The sequence below is a fragment of the Nonomuraea sp. NPDC050153 genome (assembly GCF_044460125.1).
Classification (GTDB): Bacteria; Actinomycetota; Actinomycetes; order Streptosporangiales; family Streptosporangiaceae; genus Nonomuraea.
The window spans coordinates 1-25,932 of record NZ_JBITJQ010000065.1; the positions used below are offsets into that span (position 1 = coordinate 1).

Annotated in this window: 22 protein-coding genes and 1 pseudogene; 9 read left to right on the forward strand and 14 right to left on the reverse strand. The window is 71.6% G+C overall.

The features are described from left to right. Positions 1–1,077, forward strand: a pseudogene (locus ACIBQ1_RS60610) (DNA-directed RNA polymerase subunit beta); the annotation flags it as partial. Positions 1,078–1,100: 23 nt separating this feature from the next. Here ACIBQ1_RS60610 and ACIBQ1_RS60615 read toward each other — a convergent pair. From ACIBQ1_RS60615 to ACIBQ1_RS60625, 3 genes are all read right to left on the reverse strand, one after another. Continuing rightward, positions 1,101–3,950, reverse strand: coding sequence for a SpoIIE family protein phosphatase (locus tag ACIBQ1_RS60615; RefSeq protein ID WP_397292542.1), 2,850 nt, complete (start codon positions 3,948–3,950; stop codon positions 1,101–1,103). Positions 3,951–4,044: 94 nt separating this feature from the next. Continuing rightward, positions 4,045–4,707 (reverse strand): DsbA family oxidoreductase, encoded by a 663-nt coding sequence (locus tag ACIBQ1_RS60620; RefSeq protein ID WP_397292544.1) that lies wholly within the window; start codon positions 4,705–4,707, stop codon positions 4,045–4,047. Beyond that, positions 4,704–4,835, reverse strand: a complete 132-nt coding sequence (locus tag ACIBQ1_RS60625) for a hypothetical protein (protein ID WP_397292545.1) — start codon at positions 4,833–4,835, stop codon at positions 4,704–4,706. Before ACIBQ1_RS60625 ends, ACIBQ1_RS60620 begins: the two co-directional genes overlap by 4 nt. A gap of 122 nt (positions 4,836–4,957) precedes the next feature. Between ACIBQ1_RS60625 and ACIBQ1_RS60630 the strand changes: the two genes are divergently transcribed. Further along, positions 4,958–5,356, forward strand: coding sequence for a winged helix-turn-helix transcriptional regulator (locus tag ACIBQ1_RS60630; protein ID WP_397292546.1), 399 nt, complete (start codon positions 4,958–4,960; stop codon positions 5,354–5,356). Between the two features lie 10 nt (positions 5,357–5,366). On the opposite strand, the gene ACIBQ1_RS60635 is transcribed toward ACIBQ1_RS60630, so the two are convergent. Genes ACIBQ1_RS60635 through rfbB form a run of 6 tightly spaced genes read right to left on the reverse strand, consistent with a single transcriptional unit; the run spans position 5,367 to position 11,912 of the window. After that, positions 5,367–6,038, reverse strand: a complete 672-nt coding sequence (locus tag ACIBQ1_RS60635; RefSeq protein ID WP_397292548.1) for a 4'-phosphopantetheinyl transferase — start codon at positions 6,036–6,038, stop codon at positions 5,367–5,369. After that, positions 6,035–6,862 carry a metallophosphoesterase family protein gene (locus ACIBQ1_RS60640; protein ID WP_397292550.1) on the reverse strand — a complete coding sequence of 276 codons (828 nt, stop codon included), beginning with the start codon at positions 6,860–6,862 and terminating at the stop codon, positions 6,035–6,037. The genes ACIBQ1_RS60635 and ACIBQ1_RS60640 overlap by 4 nt, the downstream gene beginning before the upstream one ends. Then, positions 6,859–7,599, reverse strand: a complete 741-nt coding sequence (locus ACIBQ1_RS60645; RefSeq protein ID WP_397292552.1) for a thioesterase II family protein — start codon at positions 7,597–7,599, stop codon at positions 6,859–6,861. Before ACIBQ1_RS60645 ends, ACIBQ1_RS60640 begins: the two co-directional genes overlap by 4 nt. A gap of 25 nt (positions 7,600–7,624) precedes the next feature. Next, positions 7,625–8,515: a glucose-1-phosphate thymidylyltransferase RfbA gene (gene rfbA, locus ACIBQ1_RS60650; protein WP_397292554.1), complete on the reverse strand. Its 891-nt coding sequence runs from the start codon at positions 8,513–8,515 to the stop codon at positions 7,625–7,627. A gap of 35 nt (positions 8,516–8,550) precedes the next feature. After that, on the reverse strand, positions 8,551–10,911 hold the full coding sequence (locus ACIBQ1_RS60655) for a penicillin acylase family protein (RefSeq protein ID WP_397292555.1): 2,361 nt from the start codon (positions 10,909–10,911) through the stop codon (positions 8,551–8,553). Positions 10,912–10,928: 17 nt separating this feature from the next. Then, positions 10,929–11,912, reverse strand: a complete 984-nt coding sequence (gene rfbB / locus ACIBQ1_RS60660; RefSeq protein WP_397292556.1) for a dTDP-glucose 4,6-dehydratase — start codon at positions 11,910–11,912, stop codon at positions 10,929–10,931. Between the two features lie 406 nt (positions 11,913–12,318). Here rfbB and ACIBQ1_RS60665 point away from each other — a divergent pair, with 406 nt between their 5' ends. The 6 genes from ACIBQ1_RS60665 (at position 12,319) to ACIBQ1_RS60690 (ending at position 18,444) form a co-directional block, all read left to right on the forward strand. After that, positions 12,319–13,740 carry an acyl-CoA carboxylase subunit beta gene (locus ACIBQ1_RS60665; RefSeq protein ID WP_397292576.1) on the forward strand — a complete coding sequence of 474 codons (1,422 nt, stop codon included), beginning with the start codon at positions 12,319–12,321 and terminating at the stop codon, positions 13,738–13,740. Between the two features lie 81 nt (positions 13,741–13,821). Continuing rightward, on the forward strand, positions 13,822–14,841 hold the full coding sequence (locus tag ACIBQ1_RS60670) for a 3-oxoacyl-ACP synthase III family protein (protein ID WP_397292558.1): 1,020 nt from the start codon (positions 13,822–13,824) through the stop codon (positions 14,839–14,841). Further along, positions 14,841–15,701: a 3-hydroxybutyryl-CoA dehydrogenase gene (locus tag ACIBQ1_RS60675; RefSeq protein ID WP_397292559.1), complete on the forward strand. Its 861-nt coding sequence runs from the start codon at positions 14,841–14,843 to the stop codon at positions 15,699–15,701. The genes ACIBQ1_RS60670 and ACIBQ1_RS60675 overlap by 1 nt, the downstream gene beginning before the upstream one ends. A gap of 35 nt (positions 15,702–15,736) precedes the next feature. Then, the gene (gene rfbC, locus ACIBQ1_RS60680; RefSeq protein WP_397292561.1) at positions 15,737–16,345 is read left to right on the forward strand and encodes a dTDP-4-dehydrorhamnose 3,5-epimerase; all 609 of its coding nucleotides are present in this window, start codon (positions 15,737–15,739) and stop codon (positions 16,343–16,345) included. Between the two features lie 33 nt (positions 16,346–16,378). Then, positions 16,379–17,491 carry a DegT/DnrJ/EryC1/StrS family aminotransferase gene (locus tag ACIBQ1_RS60685; protein WP_397292563.1) on the forward strand — a complete coding sequence of 371 codons (1,113 nt, stop codon included), beginning with the start codon at positions 16,379–16,381 and terminating at the stop codon, positions 17,489–17,491. Next, complete coding sequence (locus tag ACIBQ1_RS60690) at positions 17,488–18,444, forward strand: ACP S-malonyltransferase (protein ID WP_397292565.1); 957 nt, start codon at positions 17,488–17,490, stop codon at positions 18,442–18,444. Before ACIBQ1_RS60685 ends, ACIBQ1_RS60690 begins: the two co-directional genes overlap by 4 nt. A gap of 58 nt (positions 18,445–18,502) precedes the next feature. Here the strand turns inward: ACIBQ1_RS60690 and ACIBQ1_RS60695 are convergent, their stop codons facing one another. Continuing rightward, entirely contained in the window at positions 18,503–18,751 is a 249-nt protein-coding gene (locus tag ACIBQ1_RS60695; RefSeq protein WP_397292566.1) for a phosphopantetheine-binding protein, read from the reverse strand. Positions 18,752–18,901: 150 nt separating this feature from the next. Here ACIBQ1_RS60695 and ACIBQ1_RS60700 point away from each other — a divergent pair, with 150 nt between their 5' ends. Continuing rightward, positions 18,902–20,413, forward strand: a complete 1,512-nt coding sequence (locus tag ACIBQ1_RS60700; RefSeq protein ID WP_397292568.1) for an AMP-binding protein — start codon at positions 18,902–18,904, stop codon at positions 20,411–20,413. 29 nt (positions 20,414–20,442) lie between these two features. Here the strand turns inward: ACIBQ1_RS60700 and ACIBQ1_RS60705 are convergent, their stop codons facing one another. From ACIBQ1_RS60705 to ACIBQ1_RS60720, 4 genes are all read right to left on the reverse strand, one after another. Then, positions 20,443–21,408 carry an alpha/beta hydrolase gene (locus ACIBQ1_RS60705; RefSeq protein WP_397292569.1) on the reverse strand — a complete coding sequence of 322 codons (966 nt, stop codon included), beginning with the start codon at positions 21,406–21,408 and terminating at the stop codon, positions 20,443–20,445. A gap of 88 nt (positions 21,409–21,496) precedes the next feature. Then, complete coding sequence (locus ACIBQ1_RS60710) at positions 21,497–22,258, reverse strand: SDR family NAD(P)-dependent oxidoreductase (protein WP_397292571.1); 762 nt, start codon at positions 22,256–22,258, stop codon at positions 21,497–21,499. Between the two features lie 38 nt (positions 22,259–22,296). Then, positions 22,297–23,634 (reverse strand): crotonyl-CoA carboxylase/reductase, encoded by a 1,338-nt coding sequence (gene ccrA / locus ACIBQ1_RS60715; RefSeq protein WP_397292572.1) that lies wholly within the window; start codon positions 23,632–23,634, stop codon positions 22,297–22,299. Between the two features lie 70 nt (positions 23,635–23,704). Continuing rightward, the coding region (locus tag ACIBQ1_RS60720) for an SDR family NAD(P)-dependent oxidoreductase (RefSeq protein WP_397292574.1) at positions 23,705–25,932 on the reverse strand (2,228 nt) is incomplete at its 5' end.

A 25,932-nucleotide genomic window follows, 5' to 3' on the forward strand; every position in this document is an offset into this window, starting at 1 on the left:
GAGCGGCTGCTGCGCGCGATCTTCGGTGAGAAGGCCCGCGAGGTGCGTGACACCTCGCTGAAGGTGCCGCACGGCGAGCAGGGCAAGGTCATCGGGGTGCGGGTGTTCTCCCGTGAGGAGGGCGACGAGCTGCCGCCGGGTGTCAACGAGCTGGTGCGCGTGTACGTGGCGCAGAAGCGGAAGATCACCGACGGCGACAAGCTGGCCGGCCGGCACGGCAACAAGGGCGTCATCTCCAAGATCCTGCCGGTGGAGGACATGCCGTTCCTGGAGGACGGCACGCCGGTCGACATCATCCTCAACCCGCTGGGCGTGCCCGGCCGGATGAACGTCGGTCAGGTGCTGGAGACCCACCTGGGATGGATCGCCGCCCGTGGGTGGGACATCTCGGGCATCCAGGAGGCGTGGGCCGAGCGGCTGCGCGACAAGGGCTTCGAACGGGTCGAGCCGCGCACCAACGTCGCGACCCCCGTCTTCGACGGCGCCCACGAGGAAGAGATCATCGGGCTCCTCGACAACACCATCCCCAACCGCGACGGGGACCGGCTGGTGCAGCGCAGCGGGAAGGCCCGGCTGTTCGACGGCCGCTCCGGCGAGCCGTTCCCGTATCCGATCTCGGTCGGTTACATCTACATCCTCAAGCTGCTGCACCTGGTCGACGACAAGATTCACGCGCGTTCGACGGGCCCTTACTCGATGATCACTCAGCAGCCGCTGGGTGGTAAGGCCCAGTTCGGTGGGCAGCGCTTCGGTGAGATGGAGGTGTGGGCGCTGGAGGCGTACGGCGCGGCCTACGCTCTGCAGGAGCTGCTGACCATCAAGTCCGACGACGTTCTCGGCCGGGTGAAGGTCTACGAGGCCATCGTCAAGGGCGAGAACATTCCCGAGCCTGGCATTCCGGAGTCCTTCAAGGTGCTCATCAAGGAGATGCAGTCGCTGTGCCTCAATGTCGAGGTGCTGTCCAGCGACGGCATGTCCATCGAGATGCGCGACACCGACGAGGACGTCTTCCGCGCGGCGGAAGAGCTCGGCATCGATCTGTCCCGGCGTGAGCCGAGCAGCGTGGAAGAGGTCTGACCCCGACGGCGCCGGACGACGGCTCAGGCCGCGTCCGGCGCCGGGAGCGCCTGCTCGGCCCAGATGCACTTGCCGTCGACGGTGAAGCGGGTTCCCCAGCGTTGCGAGAGGGCGGCGACGAGCTGCAGGCCGCGCCCGCCCTCGTCGGTCTCGGCGGCGCGGCGGATCCTCGGGGTGGTCAGGCTGCCGTCGGCGACCTCGCAGATGAGCGTACGGCTGCGCAGCAACCGCAGCCGGAGCGGGCCCTTGGCGTGCCGGATGACGTTGCCGACCAGCTCGCTGGCCACGAGTTCGGTGGTCATGACGAGGTCGTCCAGCTGCCAGACGGCGAGCTGGTCGCGTACGTGCTCGCGGGCCTCGCGGGCCGCGATCGGGTTGTCGGGGAGGGGCCAGGAGGCGACGTCCTCGGCCGCCAGCCGGTGGGTGCGGGCGATGAGCAGGGCGGCGTCGTCGGGGATCTGCTGCCGGGTCGGCAGCATGGCCTCGGTGACGGACTCGCACAGGCGGTCGAGGTCGCTGTCCGAGAGCCCGCGGCGCAGGCCGGTCAGGAGCCGGGTGAGCTCGGCCAGCCCGCTGTCGATGTCGCGGGTGGACGACTCGATCAGCCCGTCGGTGTAGAACACGAGCAGGCTGTCCTCGGGCAGGTGCAGCTCGTGCGTGGTGAGGGGCGGCGCGGCGGCGCCGAGGGGCGGATCGGGGGCCACGTCGAGCACGCGGACCGTGCCGTCGGGATGGACGAACGCGGGCGGCGGATGACCGGCGCTGACCAGGGAGCACTCGCCGCTGGTCGGGTCGTACACGGCGTACAGGCAGGTGACGTAGAAGTCGTCGCCGAGATCGCTGACGAGGTCGTTGAGGTGGGCGAGGAGCTCTCCGGGCGGCAGTTCGAGGTCCGCGAGGGTGCGTACGGCGGTGCGCAGGCGCCCCATGGTGGCGGCCTCGGTCAGGCCGTGGCCCATGACGTCGCCGATGACGAGGGCGACCCGGTCCGCGGACAGCGGGATGATGTCGTACCAGTCGCCGCCGACCGCCACGGTGCCGCCGGGCAGATAGCGGGCCGCGGCGGTGAGGCCGGGCAGGGACGGCAGGGCGCGGGGGAGCAGGTGGCGCTGCAACTCCTGGGCGCGGGTGTGCTCCAGGTCGTACATGCGGGCCCGGGCCAGGGCCTGGGCGATCAGCCCGCTGAGCGCCGTGAGCAGGGTGCGCTCCTCGCTGGTGAACTGGTGCGGCCGGTCGAAGGAGATCACGCAGTAGCCCATCGGCTGGTCGGGCACGCGCAGCGGCAGGATGGCCCAGCTGTCCATGCGCGAACCGGCCGTCCGGTCGGCGCCGCCGGGGCCCGGCCGACGCTGCTCGGCCGTCGACGTGATGAAGACCGGCACGTGGGAGCGGAGCACGTCGGCGTAGGCGGAGGGGACGAGGGCCGCCCGGCTCTGGAACTCGCCGAGGATGTCGGTGGGGCTGCCGATGGAGTCGGCCAGGTGCAGGTGATCGCCCTCCCGGGTCAGGACGGCCAGGCCCGAGGCCCCGAACGGCGGCAGCACCTGCTCGGCGATGACCTGCATGACGTCGCGGAGCGTCACCGCGTCGCCGAGGGTGCGGGTCAGCTCCTGGATCCGTGCGGCCCGCTCGGCGGCGGCGTGTTCGGCGGCTTCGCGCTGCTCGTCCTGGATCCGCTTCTCGGTGACGTCGGCGAGGTAGAGCGTCAGGCCGTCCGGCACCGGCACCAGGCGCACGTGGTACCACCGGTCGTCGGTCGGCCAGCGGATGTCGAAGCTGGCGGGCACGCGTTCGGTGGCGACCTGGCGGCACATCGCCTGCAGCTCCGGCTGGTGAGCCGCGGTCAGCTCCCACAGCACCCGGCCGAGCAGGTCGTCGTCCCCGAGGAGGCGCTCGGCGACGAGGTTGACGAACACGATCCGCCAGTCGCCGTCCACGGCGAGGAAGGCGTCGCTCATGTCACGCAGCGCGCGACCGGCCGACTCGCGGGCGACCCGGCTCTCGGTGGTGTCCCAGACGGTGCCGACCATGCGGAGCGGCTCGCCCTGCTCGTCCAGCACCGGGTGGCCCCGCGCATGCATCCAGCCGGTGGTCCCGTCCGGGCGGCGGGCGCGGTACTCGATCTCGTAGACGCTCCGGGTGCGGATGGCCTCCTCGGTCGCGGCCATTATCCTGGGCAGGTCCTTCGGGTGGACGATGTTCGACCAGGTGTCGATGTGGTGCGGTGCGGTCGCGGGGTCGATGCCCAGCATGTTCAGGGCCGGCTCGTCCCAGCGGAGCTCGCCGGTGCGGATGTCCCAGTCCCAGGACCCGATCTTGACCTCTTTCAGCGCCTTGCGCAGGCCGGAGTCGGCGAACCGCTCCGGCCACCACAGGACCTTCAGGCCCGAGTTGGCACCGGTCCTGGCCAGCCGCTTGGTCAGCCAGACGGCCAGGGACTCCAGGAACGCCCGCTGCTCGGCGGTCGGCTCGGTGTCCCCGTCCTGGAGCACCGACAGCACGCCGAGCGGCGGGCCGGGGCCGCGCAGCGGGACGGCGGTCACCGTCGCGAGCCCGGTCCGGCCCGTCTGGAAGGTGGGGCGGGTGATGGGGGCGCAGGCGGGCGTCCCGTCGCGCAGGACGCGCACGATCACCTCCCGGGTCACGCCCCACATCTCCATGACCGACGGGGGCAGCCCGGACGCGGTCACCAGGCGCGGCTCGCGGCTGCCGACCGGCCCGGCCCAGTGGATCATCCCGCCGAGCGCGTGCAGGTCGGCGACCGCCTGATCCAGGCCGTACTCCAGCACCTCGATGTCGCTCAGCCCGGCGCACACCGAGGTGAGCACATTGAGCCGTTCCTCCCCCGAAGCCGCGACGGAGGACCTGTTCACCGCCATCCTCTCGCCCCCCAGAAGTCACGAGAGAGGTAGGCCACCAGCTTCTTTCACAGAGTAACGAAACAGGCCCCAAGACCAGGTAAAAGCCTCAGCGGGCCGCCGCGACGGCGGCGGAGTGCGCCTGCCGCAGGGCCGACATGAAGACGTCGGCCGACTGGGCGCCCGACACGCCCCAGGTGTTGTTGAGCACGAAGAACGGCACCCCGCCGGCGCCGAGCCGCTGCGCGTCGCGGACGTCCGCGGCCACCTCGGCGGTGTACGCGTCGCCGCCGACGACCCGCCGGACCTCCTCGCCGGGGAGCCCGACCTCGGCGCCCAGGCGTGCCAGGGTGTCGGGGTCGTCGACCAGCTCGCCCTCGATCAGGTGCGCGCGCAGCAGCCGCTCGTGCATCTGGCCGTCCAGGCCGTGCTCGGCCGCCAGCTGGTTGAGCCGGTGCGCGTCCAGGGTGTTCACCGACACGGCGCGGTCGAAGTCGTAGGACAGGCCCTCGGCGGCGGCCAGCTGGGCGACGTGGCCGGTCATCTGCCGTACCTGGGCCGCCGACCCGCCGATCTTCTTGGCCAGCATGTCGTACACCGGCTCGCGGACCCCCTTGGGGTGCGACGGGTCGAGCTGGAAGCTGTGCCAGCGCACCTGCACCTCGTCGGCGTGTTCGAACTGGCCGATGGCCGTCTCCAGGCGGCGCTTGCCGATGTAGCACCACGGGCAGACGATGTCGGACCACACATCGATCCGTACCTGGGCGCTCACAGGTAGCACACTCCGTCCGTGCACACCGGCGCGGATTCCGCGCCGACGGGGATCAGGGACGGGAGCTCGGTATCGGGCTGGTCGGCGGCGTCGACCGGCGACGACGCCTCGAAGGTGGAGGCAGACATGGTCACTTCCTAATAGTTACTTCTTGTATGCAACCCAAGGATAGGTAACCGAAGAGGTAATCAGGAAGAAGGTACATTCATGTCAGTTACGTACACGCGTGTGCCTTAGAGGAGGCGATCCGGTGTCAGGCCCGTACCTGAACGTTCCCGTGCCCGTCCCCGCCGACGGCGACTGCCCCATCCGCGAGGTCCTCGACATCGTGGCCGACAAGTGGAGCGTACTGATCGTCGTCCTGCTCGGGCAACGGATCCACCGCTTCAGCGAGCTGCATCGCTCGATCGAGGGCATCAGCCAGCGCATGCTCACCCTCACCCTGCGCACCCTCGTACGCGACGGCCTGGTCGCCCGGACCGCCTACCCGACCGTGCCGCCGCGCGTGGAGTACGAGCTGACCGAGCTCGGCCGCACCCTGCTCGGCCCGCTGACCGCGCTCGACGCCTGGGCGCGCGAGCACCGCGACGACATCGTGGCGGCCCGGCAGCGCCACGACGCCCCCGAGGCGGAGGCCGCCCGGCGGTGAGCCCCGGGGGTCAGGCTCGGGCCTCCAAGAGGCGGACGATCTCCGCGGGGCGCAGGGTGATGGCCGTCACGAGCAGGCCGTCGGCGGCGAGCCAGCGGCCGGCGAAGCCGGTCAGCTCGCGGCCGAGCACCCGGGGGCCGGGGACGAGGAAGCGGGCCGTGAAGGTGCCCGTGCGGGTGAGGGTGATGCGCGCCTCCTCGAAGCCCAGCCAGCGTCGCGTCAGCGGGAACCACGCCTTGTAGACCGTCTCCTTCGCGCAGAACAGCAGCCGGTCCCAGTGGACGCCGCCGCCGAGCCGGGCCAGGTCGGCGCGCTCCCGGTCGAGGGCGACGGCCTCCAGGACGCCGTCGGGGAGCGGCTCGTCGGGCTCGGCGTCGATGCCGACGGCCAGCGCGTCCAGGGAGACCGCGGCCGCCCGGTAGCCGGCGCAGTGCGTGATCGCCCCGGTCACCCCCGGCGGCCAGCCGGGAGCACCGCGTTCGCCGGGCAGGATCGGGGCCGGGGGCAGCCCGAGCCGGGACAGGGCGCGGCGGGCGCAGTGGCGGGCCGTGGTGAACTCGCGGCGCCGCTTGTCGACCGCGCGGGCGATGACGGCCTCCTCCTCGGGGAAGAGCGTCGCGTCCGGCGGGTCCTCGAACGCCTCCTCGGCGGCCACCCACGGCGGCAGGATCTTCTCGATCATGGCACGGGCAGGATCTGCCGGAGCCGGCCGGGCGGGGTGGGGCGGGGCCGCCACTCGCGCGGGTAACCCAAGGAGACCTCCTCGAAGCGGATGCCGTCGTACCAGGTGGTGCGGGGGATGTGGAGATGGCCGTAGACGACCGCGCAGGCGTTGAAGCGCAGGTGCCAGTCGGCGGTGCGCTCGGTGCCGCACCAGATCGCGAACTCCGGATGGCGCAGGACGAGCGTCGGCTCCCGGACCAGCGGATAGTGGTTGACCAGCACCGTCGGCACGCCGGGCGGGAGGCCGGCCAGGCGGCGTTCGGTCTCGGCGACCCTGGCCGCGCACCAGGCCTCCCGGGAGGCGTGGGGGTCCGGGTGGAGCAGGAACTCGTCCGTGCAGACCACGCCCTTGGCGTACGCGAGGGCGAGGGCCTCGTCCTTCGTCCCGGCGCCGGGGGTGCGGAAGGTGTAGTCGTACAGGACGAACAGCGGGACGATCACGGCCGGGCCGCCGGGGCCCGTCCAGGTCGGGTACGGGTCCTCCGGCGTGACCACGCCCAGGCTGCGGCAGACCTTGACCAGGTGCCGGTAGCGCTCCTCGCCGCGCAGCTGGACCGGGTCGGAGGGATGCGTCCACACCTCGTGGTTGCCCGGCACCCACACCACCTTCGCGAAGCGGCGGCTGAGCAGCGTCAGGGCCCATTCGAGGCCGGAGACCTCCTCCGACACGTCCCCGGCCACCAGCAGCCAGTCCGAGGGGTCGCTCGGCCGGAGGTCCTCGACGATGCGCCTGTTCTCCGCGTACCCGATGTGCAGATCGCTGATGGCCAGCAGCGCGGTCATGCCCGGATCGTCTTCAGGGACGTGCGGATCGTCTCGGCCACGGCGGCGTTGTGGTCGCGGACGAAGAAGTGCCCGCCGGAGAAGACGTGCAGTTCGAAGCCGCCGCCGGTGTGCGCCTCCCAGGCCTGCGCCTCGGCCAGGTTCGTCAGGGGGTCGGCGTCGCCGGTCAGCGCGACGATCGGGCAGCCCACCGGCGCCCCTCCCGCGAACCGGTAGGTCTCGATCGCCCGGTAGTCGGCGCGGATCGTGGCCAGCACCATCGCCCGCAGCTCCGCGTCGTCCAGCACCGCCGACTCGCTGCCGTTCAGCGCCCTCAGATGCCGCACCAGGTCGTGGTCGTCGAGCAGGTGCAGCATCTCGTGGCGGACCCGGCTGGGGGCGCGCCGCCCCGACACGAACAGTGCCAGCGGACCGCGGTCGCCGAGGGCCAGAGCGGTCTCGAACGCGACGAGTGCCCCCATGCTGTGCCCGAAGAACGCCCGCGGCCGGCCGTCCCCGGGGCCCAGCACGTCGGCGATGCGCCCGGCCAGGACCCGCAGGTCCTGGACGGGCGGCTCGTGGCGGCGCTCCTGCCTGCCGGGGTACTGGACGGCCAGCAGCTCGGCGGAGGGCGAGAGCGCCGCCGACAGGCCGTGGTAGAAGCTGGCCGACCCTCCGGCGTGCGGGAAGCAGACCACCTGGACGTCGCTGTTCGGCGACGGATGGGGGCGGTGGAGCCAGGGATTGGCACTCGTCACGACGTCTCTCCTTCGGTTCGGGGACTCAGTTCGGGGACGGGGAGTCGCGGAACTCGGCGGCGACGGAACGGATGTAGCGGCCGTAGCTGGACGCGGAGAGCTCACTGCCCAGCCGGTCGCAGGCGTCGGCGTCGATGAAGCCCATCCGGAGCGCGATCTCCTCCACGCACGCGATGCGCACCCCCTGGCGCTGCTCCAGCACCTGAACGTACTGGCTGGCCTGGAGGATGGACTCCGGGGTCCCGGCGTCCAGCCAGGCGAACCCGCGCCCGAGGTCGACGAGCCGGGCCTTCCCGCGTTCCAGATAGGTGCGGTTGACGTCGGTGATCTCCAGCTCGCCGCGGGCGGACGGCTGCAGGTTCTTGGCGATGTCCACCACGTCGTTGTCGTAGAGGTACAGGCCGACGATCGCCCGGTTGGAGCGGGGGTTGGCGGGTTTCTCCTCGATGGAGATGAGCCTGCCGTCGGCGTCGGTCTCGCCGATCCCGTAGCGCTCGGGGTCGCTCACCGGATAGCCGAACAGCACGCAGCCGTCCACGTCGGTCGTGCTCCGCTGGAGGATGTCGAAGAACGAATGGCCGTGGAAGATGTTGTCACCGAGGACGAGGGCCACCGAGTCGTCGCCGATGTGGTCGGCGCCGAGGATGAACGCGTCCGCCAGGCCGACCGGCTCGGCCTGCTCCGCGTAACTGATGTCCAGCCCGAGATGCGACCCGTCACGCAGCAGGCGGGTCAGCTGCGGCAGGTCCGCGGGGGTCGAGATGATCAGGATTTCCGTGATGTTCGCCAGCATAAGCGCCGACAGCGGATAGTAGATCATCGGCTTGTCGTTCACCGGGAGAAGCTGTTTCGAGACGGCCAGGGTCAGCGGGTAGAGCCGGGTTCCGTGACCGCCCGCCAGAATGATGCCCTTCATGTCTGATTCCTTCGATGAAGACTCGTAAATGGAGATCAATCAGTGGGGGTGAGAGTGATCCTGCTCGCGGCGTTCCGCTCCACCTGCGCGCGGCTGTAGAGAAGCGGGAAATAGTCGCCCGACCGCCAGCGTTCGGCCAGGTCCCGGTAGTGCGGGCTGCGCGGGTCGCCGGACTGGCCGGGGGCGTTCACCGCGCGGGAGTCGTCCCATCGGCCGACGTCGAGCACCATCTTGAACGACGCGCCGGACGACTGCTGGAAGGTGGACGCGTTGTAGGAGGAGGCGTCCACCGTGTACGCCGAGCCGCCCCGGGGGAAGGGGCCCACGTCCGCGCCCAGAGGGTTCGTGAACGCGGTGTACTGCAGCGCCCCCCACCTCCACGTGCGCGGGTCGTCGCCGAGCCGCCCGGCGACCTCGCGGTAGGCGGCGGCCAGCGACGTCCGCAGCAGGTCGTCCCGCGCGGCCTTCCCGCCGGTCCCGAACCAGCGGTCCGGGTTCTCCAGCGCGTCGATCAGCAGGCGGGCGTCGACGAAGGGGATGGAGTCCGCCACCTCGGGCGGCAGCACGGCGCGGCGGAAGGCCGGCGTGAGCCGGCGCGAGAACCACGACTCGAACAGCGCCGCCGCCGGCGAGTCCGCGGCCGCCACCCCGTCGTAGGAGCGCAGCAGCCGCAGCGCCCGCGTGGTGTCCGGGTCCGTGCTCTCCAGGTCGTCGAGCCGGCGCACGATCCGCTTCGCGGGCGTGGACGCCTTGTCGGCCTGAAGGCGGATGGAGTCCTCGACCGTGCCGCGCGGGCTCGACGCGAGCACCTCGTCGATCCGCTGCTTGCGGTAGGGCGGATCCCACTCGAACCCGATCTCGTCCGGATGGTTCGCGGGGAGGTTGTACTCGTTCGCCGAGGCGACGAACCCCTGCCGCGGATTGTAGGAGCGGGGCAGGCGGGCGCCGTCGAGGAAGCCGTCCCACTCGTAGCGGCCGTCGCCCGGGACGGGCAGCAGGCCGTCGTAGCCGTCGCGCTTGGGGGTGAGGGCCCCGGGCACCCAGCCGATGTTGCCCGAGACGTCGGCGTACACCTGGTTCTCGGGAGGCCCACCCCAGGTGCGCATGGCCGCCGAGAACTCCGTGAAGTCGCGGGCCCCCATGTACGACATGCTGCCGAAGTAGGGGGACGTGCCGGGCTCCAGCCAGGCGGTGCGCACGGCGTACGCGAGGTTGCGCTGCCGGTCGATCTTGATCACGGGGCCGTGCCTGGTGAAGGGCAGCTCCACGTCCACCGGCGCCGCGCCCGCGACCGTCAGCCGCTCGGCCGTCGCCTTGAAGCGCTCCCAGCCGTCGCCGTACCGGTACCTGCCCGGGTCGGCGGGGTCGAGCTCGTAGACGTAGAGGTCCTCCTGGTCGGCGCCGAAGATGGTCAGGCCGAACGCGACGGTGCCGTTGTGCCCCATCGAGATCCCGGGGAGCGCGGGCTCGCCGGCGCCGATGACGTCGAGCCCGGGGGCCGACAGATGGGCCATGTAACGCAGCGAGGGCGCCGTCAGCGACCGGTGCGGGTCGCCGGCCAGGATGGGGCGGCCCGTGGCGGTGCGGCTCGGTGAGATCGCCCAGCTGTTGCTGCCCCCCGGGTCCGCGGGGGTGGTGGGGGCCGGGCGCAGCGCGCCGTTCTCGAAGACCACGCCCCGCGTGGCCAGCTCGTACGTCCGCAACACGTCCATGGGCACGTCGCAGGGGTCGAGCCCCTTGGGCACGGTGGCGTCGCGCTCGGGCTCCAGCCGCCACAGGGCCGCGGAGGCCTTGGCCCCGCCCGCGCAGACGACGACCGAGCGGAGCACCTCGCTGTAGAGGTTCTTGGCGATGCCGTGGCTCCTGATCCGCACCACGTCCTCCGGCCGCCACAGCGCGGGCGTGTAGCCGAGCTGCCGGAACTCGGGCGGCAACCGCTCCGGGTTCCGCGCCAGCCAGCGCACGTAGGCGTTGATGCCCTCGGTGAAGCGGGTCGCGGCCTGCTTGGCCCCGGGGCCGTAGCCCGACCACTCCCGGTCCATGTCACCCCGGTACAGGAACAGCCGTGCCGCCTTGTCCTGCTCCACGTAGGCGGGGCCGAACACCGAGGAGAGCTCTCCCAGGCCGCGCCGCCGCCAGAGGTCGATCTGGAACAGCCGGTCCCTGGCGGCGTTGAACCCCTGGGCGAGGAAGAGGTCGTCGGTGTTGCGGGCGTAGATGTGCGGCACCCCCCACCGGTCGACGATCAGCTCCACCGGCTGCCTGAGACCCGGGACCCGCCGGGTCTCGGTGTCCTGCGACAGGGCCGCCGCGGGCAGGGCCGCCGCGGGCAGGGCCGTCAGCGCCAGGACGAGCCCGGCGGCCAGCGCCGTTCCGGCGCGCAGGCGTCTCCACATGGCACAGCACCTCTCGTTCAACGCGGCTCGTATCCTTTGAGGGGCTTCCACCAGTCGCGGTGCTCCTGATACCAGAGCACCGTCTCCGCCAGCCCCGCGATGAACGGGACGCGCGGCGCGTAGCCCAGCTCCTTCTGGATCTTGCTGATGTCCACGGAGTAGCGGAAGTCGTGGCCCTTCCGGTCCGCCACCGGCCGCACCATGGACCAGTCCATGCCCATGATGTCCAGCACGCGCCTGGTCAGCGTCAGGTTGCTCAGCTCGGTGCCGCCGCCGATGTTGTAGACCTCCCCGGCGCGGCCCTTCTGCGCGACCAGCGCGATGCCGTCGCAGTGGTCGTCGACGTGCAGCCAGTCCCGCACGTTCGCGCCGTCGCCGTAGAGGGGAACCTGCAGGCCGTCCGCCAGGTTGGTGACGAACAGCGGGATGACCTTCTCGGGGAACTGGTAAGGGCCGTAGTTGTTGGAGCATCGGGTCACGCACACGTCCAGCCCGTGCGTCCGGTGATAGGCCAGGGCGAGCAGGTCGGACGACGCCTTCGACGCCGAGTACGGGGAGTTCGGCCGGAGGGGATCGTCCTCCGAGAACGAGCCCTCCGGGACGGACCCGTAGACCTCGTCCGTGGAGACGTGCACGAACCTGCCGACGCCGGCCTCCAGCGCGCACTGCAGCAGCACCTGCGTGCCGAGCACGTTCGTCCGGACGAACTCCGCCGACTCCTCGATGGAGCGGTCGACATGCGATTCGGCGGCGAAGTGAAGGACCAGATCCACCTTGTCCATCGCGTCCCGCACGATCGGCACGCCGGCGATGTCCCCGTGCACGAACCGTAGCCGGGGGTCGTCGAGCACCTCCGCCAGATTCTCCAGGTTCCCCGCGTACGTCAGCTTGTCGAGCACCACGACCTCGGCCTCGGCCAGCGCCGGATAGTGCCCCTGGAACACCCTGTTGACGAAGTTCGACCCGATGAAACCGGCGCCACCCGTCACAAGAATGCGCATCCTCAGTCCTCTTCGTAGGCCCGATCCGGTCCGCCCGGCGGCGACTTCCATGACAGGCCGCCCGCGGCGGCGTCGGCCAGTGAATTCAGGATATTTAGGGGGGACCGGCGCCGGAAAAAGCTCTTCCGTCCGGCCGCGCCGGACTTTTAGGGGCCGTTTAGGGGCTGACGGGACAGCACTCGGCCGTGCCTGCCAAAACCCGGTAGGGGGGGTGATAAGGGTTGGTGTGCGAGTGGCGCCCATGTAGCGTTCTTGCTGATGAGACCGGCCGAATTCAGCGCCGTCTCGAAAATTTCCGGACGACCGGTCGCACCCGTGCCCACGGCTTGTGAGAGGTGGCGAACGTGCGAGAAAAGACCTCCTTTTCGGAATCAAATCCTTTTGAGGGCGGACGACGTTGCTGACTATCAGCTCCACCGGCTCCCCTGTCGTTCAGGAGGACCGCGAGCGCGATTTCCGTGAACCTGCCGTCCGCCTCGGCCTGCTGCTGGACGCCGGCTCGGTCGTGCCGCTGCACGACGCCGACGCCAGCGGCGTGACCGCCGTGCGCGGGCGCGTCGCGGGACGGGAGGTGATCGCCTACTGCACCGACGCCCTCAACATGGGCGGTGCGATGGGCGCGGAGGGCTGCCGCTGGATCGAGGTCGCCATCGACACGGCCGTGCTCGAAGGCGTTCCCGTGCTCGGCCTGTGGCATTCCGGCGGGGCCAGGCTGGCCGACGGCGTCGAGTCGATGGACGGCGTCGGGAAGGTGTTCCGCGCGATGACCCGGGCCTCGGGCCGGGTGCCGCAGATCTCGGTCGTCCTCGGACCGGCCGCCGGCGCCGCCGCCTACGGGCCCGCGCTGACGGATGTCGTGATCATGTCGTCCGCCGCCCGCATGTTCGTCACCGGCCCCGACGTCGTACGCACCGTCACGGGCGAGCAGGTCGACATGGAGTCCCTCGGCGGCCCCGGCGCCCACGGCCGCAAGTCGGGCGTGGCGCACATGGTCGTCGAGACCGAGGCGGAGGCGTACCGGACGGCACGGCGCCTCACCGAGCTCTTCGACGGCCCGCGCTCCTTCGACCCGGACCTGGTCAAGGACGGCGACGACCTCGGGGCGCTGCTGCCGGAGAACCCGCGCCGCGCCTACGACGTACGGCCCCTGGTACGCGAGCTCCTCGACGACGGCGTGTTCGAGGAGCTGCAGCCGCGCTGGGCGGCCAACGTCGTCGTCGGCCTCGGCCGGCTCGCCGGCGGGACCGTCGGCGTCATCGCCAACAACCCCCTGCGCAAGGGCGGTTGCCTGGACTCGCTCAGCGCCGAGAAGGCCTCGCGGTTCGTCCGCATGTGCGACGCGTTCGGCATCCCGCTGGTCGTGCTCGTGGACGTGCCCGGCTACCTGCCCGGCGTCGGCCAGGAGTGGGACGGCGTGATCCGGCGCGGCGCCAAGCTCCTGCACGCGTTCGCCGAGGCCGTCGTGCCCCGGGTCACCCTCGTGACGCGCAAGTCGTACGGGGGCGCGTACATCGCGATGAACTCCCGCTGCCTCGGGGCGACGGCGGTCTTCGCCTGGCCTCAGGCGGAGGTCGCGGTGATGAGCGCGGAGGCCGCCGTGGGCGTCCTGCACCGCAAGAAGCTCGCCGCCGCCCCCGACGAGGACCGCGAGTCGCTGCGGCTGAGCCTCGTCGAGGAGCAGGTCCGTACGGCCGGCGGCGTGGGCAGGGCCCTCGCGCTGGGCGTCGTGGACGAGGTGGTCGAGCCCGAGCACACCCGGCTGAGGATCGTCGAGGCCCTGGCCGCGTCGCCGGCGCGGCGCGGCGACCACGGCAACATCCCCCTCTGACCGCGCCCGGCGACCGCTCATGGCCCTGGTGGTACGGACGCGTGAGCGGTCGCGAAGTGTGATGGGAAAGGCGTACTGGCAGTGGCCAAGCAATCCACGGGAATCCTGGGAACCGGTTCCTATCTGCCCAAGGAAGAGGTCGCCAACGAAGAGGTGGCGGCCAAGGCCGGCGTCACCGCGGAATGGATCCAGCGGAAGACCCAGATCGCCTTCCGCCGCCATGCCGCGCCCGACGAGGCCACCTCCGACCTCGCCATCAAGGCGGCCAGGAACGCGCTGAGCCAGGCTCGCGTCGACATCGGCCGGATCGGCTACATCATCGTGTCCACCTCGACCGGCGACTCGCCCCAGCCGCCGACCTCGTACCTGGTCCAGGACGCGCTCGGAGGGCGCGGCGCCGCCTGCTTCGACGTCAACGTCGTCTGCAGCGGCTTCGTGTACGCGCTGGCGCTCGCGCACAGCCTCGTCGAGCTCCACCCCGGCACCTACGCGCTGGTCGTGGCCGCGGACGTGTATTCGCGCATCCTCGACGCGACCGACCGCCGCACGGCCGTGCTCTTCGGGGACGGCGCCGGCGCGGCCGTCGTCGGCCCGGTGCCGGACCGGTCCGGGATCATCGGCTTCGATCTGTCCAGCGACGGCTCGGCCAGCCAGCTCATCAGGGTCGACGCCGGCGGCAGCAGGCTGCCCGCCTCCCGCGAGACGGTCGAGGCCGGCGACCACTACTTCCGCATGGACGGCCGCGGCGTCCGGAACTTCGTCATGGAGCACGTGCCGCCCGTCCTGGAGGGCCTGCTGGGCCGCGCCGGGTTCCGGCCGCGCGAGGTCGACGTCTTCGTGCCGCACCAGGCGAACGGGGTCATGGTCAACGAACTGGTCGAATGCGCCGGCCTCACCGGCGCGCACATCGCCCGGACGCTGGAGCGGTACGGGAACGTGGGCAGCGCCTCGGTCCCCGTGGCGCTCGACGAGGCCAACCGGTCGGGCCTCATCAAGGACGGCGACCTCGTCCTGCTCGCCGGGTTCGGCGGCGGCATGTCCATCGGGGCGTGCCTTCTTCACTGGTCGGCGCCGACGGTGCCGGCGTCACAGGAGGCGTGATGAGCGAGATCCACAAGGTCGGCATCGTCGGCAGCGGCGTCATGGGCTCGGGCATAGCCGAGGCGTGCGCCCGCGCCGGGCTCGACGTGATCGTCGCCGTGTCCACGGAGGCGTCCCTCGCGCCCGCGCGGCGGCGCGTGACCGCGTGGCTCGACCGGGGCCTGCGCAAGGCCACCATCACCGAGGCCGAGCGGGACGCGGCGCTGGCCCGGGTCTCCTTCGTCACGGACCTCGCCGAGCTCGGCGACCGGCAGATCGTCTTCGAGGCCGTCCCGGAGAGCGAGTCGATCAAGCTCGAGGTGCTGGGCACGCTGGACAAGATCCTCGACGACCAGAACGCGATCCTCGCCTCGAACACCTCCTCCATCCCGATCATCAGGCTGGCGCGGGCCACCAGCCGGCCCGCCCAGGTGATCGGGGTGCACTTCTTCAACCCGGTGCCCGCGCTCCCGCTGGTGGAGCTCATCGGGTCGCTGCTGACGGCGGACGAGACGTACGCGCGGGCCGAGTCCTTCGTCGCCGGGACGCTCGGGAAGCAGGTGATCAGGTCGCAGGACCGCGCGGGTTTCGTGGTCAACGCGCTGCTCATCCCGTTCCTGCTGTCGGCCGTGCGGATGGTGGAGAGCGGGTTCGCCCGCGCCGACGTCGTCGACCGCGGCATGGTGCTGGGCTGCTCCCACCCGATGGGCCCGCTGAAGCTGGCCGACCTGATCGGCCTGGACACGGTGGCCTCGATCGCGGAGGCCCTCTACGAGGAGTTCAAGGAGCCGCTCTACACGCCCCCGCCGCTCCTGCTGCGCATGGTCGAGGGCGGACTCCTGGGAAAGAAGACCGGCCGCGGATTCTACGAATACGCGTAGCGGCCGGGCGGACATCACAGAAAGGTTTTTCGGACATGCAGATCCGCCAGCTCGCGGTGGACGGCGCGTTCCTGGTCGAGCCCAAGGTCTTCCACGACGACCGGGGCCTGTTCCTCGAGGCGTTCAGCCAGCCGGAGTTCCAGAAGGCGGTCGGTCATACGCTCTCGGTCGCCCAGGTCAACTGCTCGGTGTCGCGGCGCGGCACCATCCGCGGCCTGCACGCCACCGCGCTGCCGGGCCAGGCCCGCTACATGACCTGCCCGCAGGGCGCCATCATCGACATCCTGGTCGACATCCGGGTCGGCTCGCCCACCTACGGCGAGCACGTCGCGGTCGAGCTGAGCGCGGAGAACCGCAACGCCCTCTACCTGGCCGAAGGGCTCGCGCACGGGTTCGCGCCGCTCACGGACCAGGCCACGGTCGTGTACCTGTGCTCCAGCACCTGGTCGCCCGGCACGTCGATCCAGATCGACCCCCTGGACCCGGAGCTCGCGCTGCCCTGGCCGCCCAGGCGCGACCTGCTGTCGGAGAAGGACCTCGCCGCCCCGTCCCTGCGCGAGGCCGAGAAGCTCGGGCTGCTGCCGGACTACTCCGCGTGCCGCGCCCGCTACGCCGAACTCGAGGACCCCGCCCTCGTCGGCTGACGACGGGCGCGCAGAGGCAAGGAGCACAACCCAATGATCCCGTTGTTCAAGGTGCCGATGTCCGACGAGGCGCCGGCCGCCGTCGCCGAGGTGGTCGGCAGCGGCCAGATCGGCCAGGGGGCCAAGGTCGTCGAGTTCGAGGAGGCGCTCGCCGCCAGGATCGGCAACCCCAGGGTGGCCACGGTCAACAGCGCCACCGCCGGCCTCCAGCTCGCGCTGCGCATGGTCGCCGGCGACGACGACGGCCAGGGCGAGGTGCTGTCCACGCCGCTGACCATGGAGGCCACCAACTGGGCGATCCTGGCCAACCGGCTGCGGATCAAGTGGGTGGACGTCGACCCGGCCACCCTCAACGTCGACCTCGACGACCTGGCCAGGAAGATCACCCCCAGGACCCGCGCCATCATGGTCGTGCACTTCGCCGGATATCCGGTGGACCTCGACCGGCTCGCCGCGATCATCGACGATGCCGAGGCCGCGTTCGGCTCCCGGATCACCGTGATCGAGGACTGCGCGCACGCCTGGGGCGCCACCTACCGCGGCGCGCGGATCGGCACCCACGGCAACGTCTCCGTGTTCAGCTTCCAGGCCATCAAGCACCTCACCACCGGCGACGGCGGCGCTCTCGCGCTGCCCACCGACGAGCTGCACGAGCGGGCCAGGCTGCTGCGCTGGTTCGGCATCGACCGCGCCGCGGACCGGCTGCGCAACCCGCCGGACGTGCCCGAGTGGGGCTACAAGTTCCACATGACCGACATCAACGCCGCGATCGGGCTGGCCAACCTGGCCAAGGCGGACGAGGTCGTGGCCAGGCACCGCGACAACGCCGCCTTCTACGACCGCGAGCTGGCCGGCGTCCCCGGGCTGGAGCTGACCGAACGCGCCGGCGACCGCCAGTCCTCCTTCTGGATCTACCCGATGAAGGTGGACGACCGGGACGGGTTCCTCAAGCGCATGGACGCGGCCGGGATCATGGCCAGCAACGTGCACGAGCGCAACGACCTGCACACGTGCGTGCGCGAGTACGCCGCCCTGCTCCCCGGCCTCGAACGGGTCGCCAAGCGCGTGGTGTGCGTCCCCGTGGGCTGGTGGGTCACCGACGAGCAGCGACGCCACATCGTGGACACCATCAAGGAGGGCTGGTGACCCCCGCCGTGTCACCCGCCGTGCCATCGGGGACCGCGATCGTCTTTCCCGGGATGGGCCCCGTCCAGTTCGCCGACGTCGCCGACTTCATGCGGGGCGATCCCACGGCGCGGCGGCTGATCGCCGTCGCCGACGACGTCCTCGGCTACTCGCTGGTGGAGCGTTTCCAGGAGTCCCGGGGCGACTACACCGAGGCCGCCCAGGTGGCGTTCATGGTGAACTGCGTGGCTCTCGCGGACTGGGCCGAGCGGACCCTGGGCGTGCGGCCGGAGGTGTGCGTCGGCCCGAGCTTCGGCGGCAAGGCGGCCGCGGCCTACTCGGGCGCCCTGTCCTTCGACGACGCCGTGCGCATGACGGCCGGCCTGGCCCGCTGCACGGACGACTACTTCGCCCGCGAGCACCGGGACATCGTCACCCACTCCTTCGTGCGCACCCCGGAGCCCAGGCTGCGGGAGGTGCTGGCCGAACTGGACGAGCGCGGCGAGTGGTACGACCTGTCCTGCTACATCGACCACGACTTCCACATGCTCTCCCTGGCGGAGCGGCAGGTGGAGTGGCTGCAGCAGCGGGTGCGGTCCATCGGCGGGCTCCCGCTCTACACGATGCGCCCCCCGATGCACTCGGCCGCGTTCCTGCCGCTGCGGCGGCGGGCGGAGGAGGAGGTCTTCGGCGGCCTGCGGTTCGCCGACCCGAGGCTGCCGGTGGTGGACGACCATGACGGCACGCTGCTGACGACCGGGGACGGCGTGCGGACGATGCTGCTCGACGGCTTCGTCCGGCCCCTGCGCTGGCCGGAGGTGGTGGCGGCGCTGCGGCGGCTGGAGGTCGCCAGGGTGTGCGTCTCCGGCCCGGACAGCCTGTTCGGGCGGGTGGCGGTCACCAGGGAGAACTTCGCGGTGACCCCGGTGAACCCGAGGCTGGCGATGATGTCGCGCCCCGCTCCGGTGGCCTAGCCCGGCATGCGACGAGGCCACGGCTCACCCGGTGCGCGCGTGGCCTCGTCTCGGGAGGTCAGCCGGCGGTCTCGGAAATCCGGTCCAACGTCTTCCACAGCACGGCGGGCGTCTGGAAGGTCTCCGGGGTCAGCGCGTCGTCCAGGAAACGCACCCCGTACGCGTCCTCCAGGGCGCCCAGCAGTTGCACGATGCCGAGCGAGTCGAGGCCGAAGTCCGTCAGCCGGATGTCCTCCTGGAGTTTCTCGTCGGCCGGGAGAAAAGGCAGGTGCAGGCGCAGGATCTCCTCGAAACGATTGTCCCACATAATGCGCGGACCCCTTTCTGGATCGAATTATCTGAACTTGACGCTATAGCGCGGAAACCCCGATGTCCACGGATTCGTCAGAAGAATCCGATAAACAAATTCCGGGCCGGGGTCCGGAATTATTGTGGCCGAATACGGCGAGGAGGAACAATGGCCGGAGAATCCAACCCCGCCCTCTATGAATTCTTTCTGCGGGGGCTGGCGAAGTCGCCCGGCGGGGCGGCGTTCCGGGTCGGCGCGGAAACCCTGACCTACGACCAGGTCCACCGGCTGGCCCTGCTGTGGGGCGGCGCGCTGCTGCGTACGTCGCCCACCGCCGTCGGGGTGCTCGCCGCCAAGGGGACCGTCTCCTACGTCGGGATCCTGGCCGGCCTCTTCGCCGGGGTGACCGTCGTGCCGCTGCAGCCGGACTTCCCGGCCGCGCGCACCAGGCAGATGATCGAGGCCGCCGGGGTGTCGGCGCTCATCGTCGACGAACGCGGGCGGAAGGTCGCCGAGGAACTGCTGGGCGAGGGCGTGGACGTCTCCGTCCTCGCGCCCGACGCCGACCCGATCGACCCCGGGCACGCCCTCCCGGAGCCCCGGCCGGTCGAGGCCGGCGACATCGCGTACGTGCTGTTCACCTCGGGCTCCACCGGGACCCCCAAGGGCGTGCCGATCACCCACGGCAACACCGGCCACTACTTCCGCTTCCTGGCCGGGCGGTACGACTTCACCGGCGACGACGTCTTCTCCCAGACCTTCGACCTGACCTTCGACTGCGCCATGTTCGACCTGTTCTGCGCCTGGGGAGCCGGGGCGACGTCCGTGGCCGTGCCGCCGCACGCCTACCGCGACCTGCCGCGCTTCCTCGCCGAGCAGGGGATCACGGTGTGGTTCTCCACCCCGAGCGCGATCTCGATGGTGCGCAGGACCGGCGGCCTCGGCGCCGCGGCCATGCCGTTCCTGCGCTGGAGCTTCTTCGCCGGAGAGGCGCTGAAGTGCGCGGACGCCACCGACTGGCAGCGGGCCGCCCCCGCCTCCGTCCTGGAGAACCTGTACGGCCCGACCGAGCTGACCATCACCATCGTCGGCCACCGCTGGTCCCAGGAGACCTCGCCCGAGCTGGGCGTCAACGGCCTGTCGCCGATCGGGTTCGTCAACGACGGCCACGACCACCTGCTGCTCGACGACGAGGGACGGCCGGCCGAGCCCGAGGGCGAGCTGTGGATCACCGGGCCGCAGACCACCCCCGGATACCTCGACCCGAAGCAGGACCACGGCCGCTTCGTCGAGCGGGAGGGCCGCGTCTGGTACAACACCGGCGACCGGGTCCGGCGCGCGGCCAACGGGGAGCTCGTCTACCTCGGCCGGGGCGACGCCCAGGTCCAGGTGCAGGGCTGGCGGGTCGAGCTGGCCGAGATCGACCACGCCGTACGCGGCTGCGACGGCGTCGAGGACGCGGTGACGGTCAGCACCACGGCCGACGACGCCACCGCGCTCGTCGTGTTCTACACCGGGGCCCCCACGCCGCCGGCCCGCTTCGCCGCCCAGCTCCGCAGGACGCTGCCGGTGGGCCTCATTCCCCGGCACTACCACCATCTGGAGGAGCTGCCGCTGAACCCCAACCGGAAGGTCGACCGGGCCGGGCTGCGGGACCGGGCCGCGAAGCCGGCCGGCTGAACGAGCACGAGGGGCGAGGAGGGCGGGGCTCAGCGGCCCCGCATCCCGCGGCGCAGCGAGAAGATCATGTCCTCGCGCATCTTCTTCGTGATCTCGGCGTGCGCGATCACGGACGCGCCGTGGAAGGTCCCCGGATACAGCACGAGCTCCGTTGCGACCCCCGCCTGGACGAGCCGCTGGGCGTACTCGATGCCCTCGTCGCGCAGCGGGTCGAACTCGCACACCACCACCAGCGCCGGAGGCAGGCCGGTGAGGTCGACGGCCCGCATGGGCGCCGCGTACGGGGACACGTCCGGTCCCCCAGGAGCCGGGCCGTCCTTGAGGTAGTACCGCCACATGGCCTCGTTGTTGCGGCTGTTCCAGCTGGGCGTGTCGACGAACTCCCGCACGGACTTCGTCGTCATCCGATCGTCCAGCACCGGCACGTCCAGGAACTGGAAGCAGATCTTCGGGCCGCCGCGGTCGCGGGCGAGGAGGGAGACCGCCGCGGACAGGTTCCCGCCGGCGCTGTCACCGCCGACCGCGATCCGCTCGGGGTCGACGTCGAGCTCCCCGGCCGCGGAGCGCAGCCACGTCAGCGACGCGTACGTGTCCTCCAGCGCGCCGGGGAACGGCGTCTCGGGGGAGAGCCGGTAGTCGACCGACACGACGACGGCGCCGACCCTGTCGGCGATCTCCGTGCACCGGGCGTCGAACACCACCATGTCGGAGGCGACGAACCCGCCCCCGTGCAGGTAGAGGAGCGCCGGCATGGGCCGGTCGGCGGCGGACGGCCGGTAGAGGCGCACCTTCACCGGGGGAGCGCCCTCGGGGCCGGGGATCTCCCGATCGCCGATGTCCACGGCGTGCTCGGGCGTGTAGCGCGGGAGCTTCTCGTGGAAGGCCCGCTCCTCCTCGGGGGTGAGGGTGATCTCCCGGTTGACGACCTGGGAGAGTTCGACGTCGGGAATCATCGACGCCCACGGCGCGAGCTCTGAGTCGAGGTTGTAGCGCATGAGATCATCCTCCGTGCCCGAGCGGCGCCGGGTCATCCGCCGAATGGCCGCGGCCGGGCGGGTCCGCCCGGCCGAACGGCGGTGGTCACTACTGCGCGGTGGCGCCGCCGTCGATCGCCAGCGCCGCGCCGGTGATGAAGGCCGCGTCGTCGCTGAGGAGGAACGCGACGAACGCGGCGATCTCCTCCGGCTGCGCCGCGCGTCCTGAGGGATTGGGCACGCGGGCCTCCATCGGCCCGTCCAGCGGCACCCCCATCAGGTTGCGGAGCAGCGGGGTGTCGACGTTGCCGGTGACCAGCGCGTTGACCCGGATGCCCCGCTCGGCGTTCTCCAGGGCCACGGCCCTGGTCAGCCCGACCACACCGTGCTTGGCCGCCACGTACGGCGCCGCGCCCGGGATCGCCGCGCAGCCGTAGGTGGAGGCGTTGGTCACGATCGAGCCGCCGCCGGAGGCCAGGATCGCCGGAACCTGGTGCTTGAGGCCGTAGAAGACGCTGGTGAGGTTCTGCTCCAGGTCCGCCCGCCAGTTCGCCTCGTCTATGTCGGACACCAACCCGGTCCCGTTCACGCCGCCGACGTTGTTGAACGCCCCGTCCAGCCGGCCGAACTCCGTCACCGCCACCCGCACCACACGTTCGGCGTCGGCCTCCACCGTGACGTCGGCCCGGACGAACAGCGCCCGGCCCCCTTTCGCCTGGATGTCGGCCGCCACCTGCGCGCCGAGCTCCTCGCGCCGGGCCGCGATCACCACGGCGCCGCCGTCGGCGGCGACCCGTTCCGCGACGGCCTTCCCGATGCCGGAAGTCCCTCCTGTGATCACGACGACCTTGGAAGTCAGGTCAACGGCCACGTCTCATCCTCCGCAATCTCGGTGTCCGGATGTTCCGCTCAGTCCTCGCGGAACCGGTTGATCTGATCGATGTGGCGGGCGCGGAACTCGGGGTCGTCGACTCCGAGACCCGGGCGCGGCGCCAGGCACAGGACCCCGACCTTGCCGCTGTGGGCGTTCGCGTGGACGCGGCGGGTCGCCACCCCGACCTCGTCGAGGCCGTAGACGGCCGACAGGGTGGGGTGGATCGCCCCCTTGGCGATGAGCCGGTTGGCCTCCCAGGCCTCCCGGTAGTTCGCGAAGTGGGTGCCGACGATCCGCTTCAGCGCCATCCACAGGTAGCGGTTGTCGTATTGGTGCTGGTAGCCGGAGGTGGAGGCGCAGGTGACGATCGTCCCGCCGCGGCGGGCCACGTACACGCTGGCGCCCATGGTCTCCCGGCCCGGGTGCTCGAAGACCACGTCGGGGTCGTCGCCGCCGGTCAGCTCCCGGATCCGGGCCCCGAAGCGCTTCCACTCCTTGGGGTCGGGGCTCTCCGGGTCCTTCCAGAACCGGAAGCCCTCCTCGGCCCGGTTGATGATCAGCTCGGCGCCCTGGGCCCGGACCAGCTCCGCCTTGTGGTCGCTGGACACCACGCACACGGGGATCGCCCCGGCGCGCAGGGCGAGCTGGGTGGCGTACGAGCCGAGCCCGCCCGCGGCGCCCCAGATGAGCACCACGTCGCCCACCTTGATCTGCGCCCCGTTGCGCGAGATGAGCTGGCGGTAGGCCGTGGAGTGCACCAGGCCGGAGGACGCCGCCTCCTCCCAGGTCAGGTGGGCGGGCTTGGGCATGAGCTGGTTCGCCTTGACCAGGCTGAGCTGGGCGAGCCCGCCGTAGTTGGTCTCGTATCCCCAGATGCGCTGGTCGGGGTCGAGCATGCTGTCGTCGTGGCCGTCGGCAGAAGAGAGCTCGACCGACAGGCAGTGCGCCACGACCTTGTCACCGGCCTGCCAGCGGTGCACGCCGGGACCGGTCTTCAGCACGACGCCGGACATGTCCGAACCGAGCACGTGGAAGGACTGATCGTGGACCCCGGCCGACGGGACCGCCTTCGCGTAGCGCTTCAGGAAACCGAACGTGTGCATCGGCTCGAAGATGGCGCTCCACACCGTGTTGTAGTTGATGCTGCTCGCCATCACCGCGACGAGCACCTCGCCGGGGCCCGGCTCCGGCGTGGGGACGTCGGACAGGGTCAGCGACTTCGCCGGGTCGCGGTTCTCGGCCGGGATGTCGCCGAACATGTCGACGTCATCGCGGAGCACGACCGCCGCCCGGTAGCTCTCCGGGATCGGGAGGTTCCTGAGCTGCTCGGCGTCGTACTCCTCGGACAGGAGGACGTCTCTGATTTCCTTCATCGATTCTCCTTGACGGGAGTTCGAGCGGGTTTGGGTCAAGGGCCGGCGACAGGACGCGCGGCCCGCCGGGTCAGGACGCGCCGAGCTGGTCGTCCAGCGCGGCGAAGAGCTCCTCGTCCGAAAGGGCGTCGAGGTCCCGGTCGGCTTCCTCCGCCGCGCCGTTCACCCCTTCGGCCACGTGCATGATGGCCCGGAACCGGTCGCTGATGTGCGCCCGGTCCCCGGCGGACAGGGCCTGCTCGCGCAGCAGCCGCTCCATCTCGTCGAGCTGGGCGAAGATCGAGCCCGATGCCTGCTCGGGCGCGAGCTTCTCCTGGACGAACCGGGCGAGGGCGGCCGGGGTGGGATAGTCGAAGACCAGGGTGGCCGGGAGCTTCAGGCCGGTCGCCCGGCCCAGCCGGTTGCGCAGCTCCACCGCGGTCAGCGAGTCGAACCCGAGCTCGTTGAACGCCCGGTCCGGCTGGACCGGGTCGTCCGAGGTGTGCCCCAGCACCGCCGCGGCCTCCGCGCGTACCAGGGACACCACCATGCGCTCCCGCTTGGCCGGCGGCAGGTCCGCGAGCCGCGCCGCGAACGCCGTACCGTCGTCGTCGCCCTCGGCGGCCGCCGGCGCGTCCAGCGCCCGCGTGAACTCCGGAATGGCGCCCACCAGGGGGCGCGGGCGCGCCAGCGCGAAGGCGGGCGCGAAGCGCTCCCAGTCGATGTCGGTCACCACCAGGTGGCCTTCGCCGCTGCCCAGCAGCTGGCCGATGGCCGGCGCCGCGGCGTCGGGCGCCATCGGCCGCAGGCCGCTCCTGCCCAGCTGCTCCCCGGCGGCCTCCATCATCCCGCCACCCCCCCAGCCGCCCCAGGCGATCGAGGAGCCCGCGAGCCCGCGGATCCGCCGGCGCTGTGCCAGCCCGTCGAGGAACGCGTTGGCGGCGGCGTAGGAGGCCTGACCGCTGGAGCCCCAGACGGCCGCGCCGGAGGAGAACATCATGAACGCCTCCAGCGGCCGCTCACCCAGGAGCTCGTCCAGGTTGATCGCCCCGATGACCTTGGAGCGCGCGTAGCCGGCGAAGTCCTCCAGCGTGGTGTCGGCCACGAGCGCGTTCTCATGCCCGACACCGGCCGCGTGCATCACCGCCGTCAGCTCGGGGAGCGACTCCAGCAGGTCCCGCACCGCCGCGCGGTCGGCGACGTCGCAGGCGGCGACCGTGACCGCGGCGCCCAGCTCCGTCAGCTCCGCTTCCAGCTTCGCGACGCCCTCGGCGCCGCTCCCACTGCGGCTGGCCAGCACCAGATGGTCGGCGCCCTCCCGGGCGAGCCACCGCGCGACGTTCGCGCCGACCCCGCTGGTGCCGCCGGTGACCAGCACCGTCCCGTGCGGCCGCCAGCTCCGTGCCGGACCCGCTCCGCCGTTCGGCGACCGCACCATGCGGCGCGCCCGTACGACGCCCGAGCGGATGGCCACCTGGTCCTCGCCGCTCGCGCCCGAGATCACCCCCTGGAGCAGCGCGATGTCCTCGGCTGCCGGCGCGGGGGGAAGGTCGACCAGGCCGCCCCAGGTGTCCGGGTGGTCCACCGCGAGAACCGCGCCGAGGCCCCAGACGGACGTCTGGAACGGGCTAACGGATTCGGTGGCCTCGTCGAGGGCGACCGCGCCGGACGTGGCCAGCCATAGAGGCGCGCTCACCTCGGCGTCGGCCAGGGCCTGCACCAGCGTGACGGTCGCCGCGGCGCCCCGGGACAGCGTCGGGTGCTCCTCGTGGGGCTCGTCGTCGAGCGGCAGGAGACTGAGCACACCGGTCAGCCCGGGCCTGGCCTCCGCGCGGATGGCCTCGGCGAGCGCGGCGCGGTCCTCGCCGCCGACCACCAGCGGATGCACCCGGGCGGCCCGCGCGGACAGTCCGTCGAGGACGTCCTGGACGATGCGCGGCTCCCCGCCCGCGGCGGGCACGGCCACCAGCCACGTCGTACCGGTGATCCCGGCCGCGTTCGGCGCGCTCACCCCGCGCCACACCAGCTTGTAGCGCCAGTCGTCGAGCGCGGACCGCTTGCGCTCCGCGTCCCGCAGGGACGACAGGGCGGGAAGCACGCTCCTCAGCGCGTCGGCGTCCACCTTCAACCGGGTGGCCAGCGCCTCCGTCTCCTCCGACTCCAGCGCCTCCCAGAACCCGTCGTCCCGGCGCCCTTCCGCCCCGTGCCCGTGGGCCGGCGGCTCCAGCCAGTAGTGGTGGTGTTGGAAGGGGTAGGTGGGCAGGTCGGTGGTGGTGGTGTGGGTGGGGAGGAGGTTGTGCCAGGTGATGGGGGTGGTGG

Coding starts and splice junctions, on each gene's coding strand:
- ACIBQ1_RS60625 (WP_397292545.1), bottom strand. CDS start 4,835: ATGTCTGCCTCCACCTTCGAGGCGTCGTCGCCGGTCGACGCCGCCGAC.
- ACIBQ1_RS60635 (WP_397292548.1), bottom strand. CDS start 6,038: ATGATCGAGAAGATCCTGCCGCCGTGGGTGGCCGCCGAGGAGGCGTTC.
- ACIBQ1_RS60640 (WP_397292550.1), bottom strand. CDS start 6,862: ATGACCGCGCTGCTGGCCATCAGCGATCTGCACATCGGGTACGCGGAG.
- rfbA (WP_397292554.1), bottom strand. CDS start 8,515: ATGAAGGGCATCATTCTGGCGGGCGGTCACGGAACCCGGCTCTACCCG.
- ACIBQ1_RS60655 (WP_397292555.1), bottom strand. CDS start 10,911: ATGTGGAGACGCCTGCGCGCCGGAACGGCGCTGGCCGCCGGGCTCGTC.
- rfbB (WP_397292556.1), bottom strand. CDS start 11,912: ATGCGCATTCTTGTGACGGGTGGCGCCGGTTTCATCGGGTCGAACTTC.
- ACIBQ1_RS60675 (WP_397292559.1), top strand. CDS start 14,841: ATGAGCGAGATCCACAAGGTCGGCATCGTCGGCAGCGGCGTCATGGGC.
- rfbC (WP_397292561.1), top strand. CDS start 15,737: ATGCAGATCCGCCAGCTCGCGGTGGACGGCGCGTTCCTGGTCGAGCCC.
- ACIBQ1_RS60685 (WP_397292563.1), top strand. CDS start 16,379: ATGATCCCGTTGTTCAAGGTGCCGATGTCCGACGAGGCGCCGGCCGCC.
- ACIBQ1_RS60695 (WP_397292566.1), bottom strand. CDS start 18,751: ATGTGGGACAATCGTTTCGAGGAGATCCTGCGCCTGCACCTGCCTTTT.
- ACIBQ1_RS60700 (WP_397292568.1), top strand. CDS start 18,902: ATGGCCGGAGAATCCAACCCCGCCCTCTATGAATTCTTTCTGCGGGGG.
- ACIBQ1_RS60705 (WP_397292569.1), bottom strand. CDS start 21,408: ATGCGCTACAACCTCGACTCAGAGCTCGCGCCGTGGGCGTCGATGATT.
- ccrA (WP_397292572.1), bottom strand. CDS start 23,634: ATGAAGGAAATCAGAGACGTCCTCCTGTCCGAGGAGTACGACGCCGAG.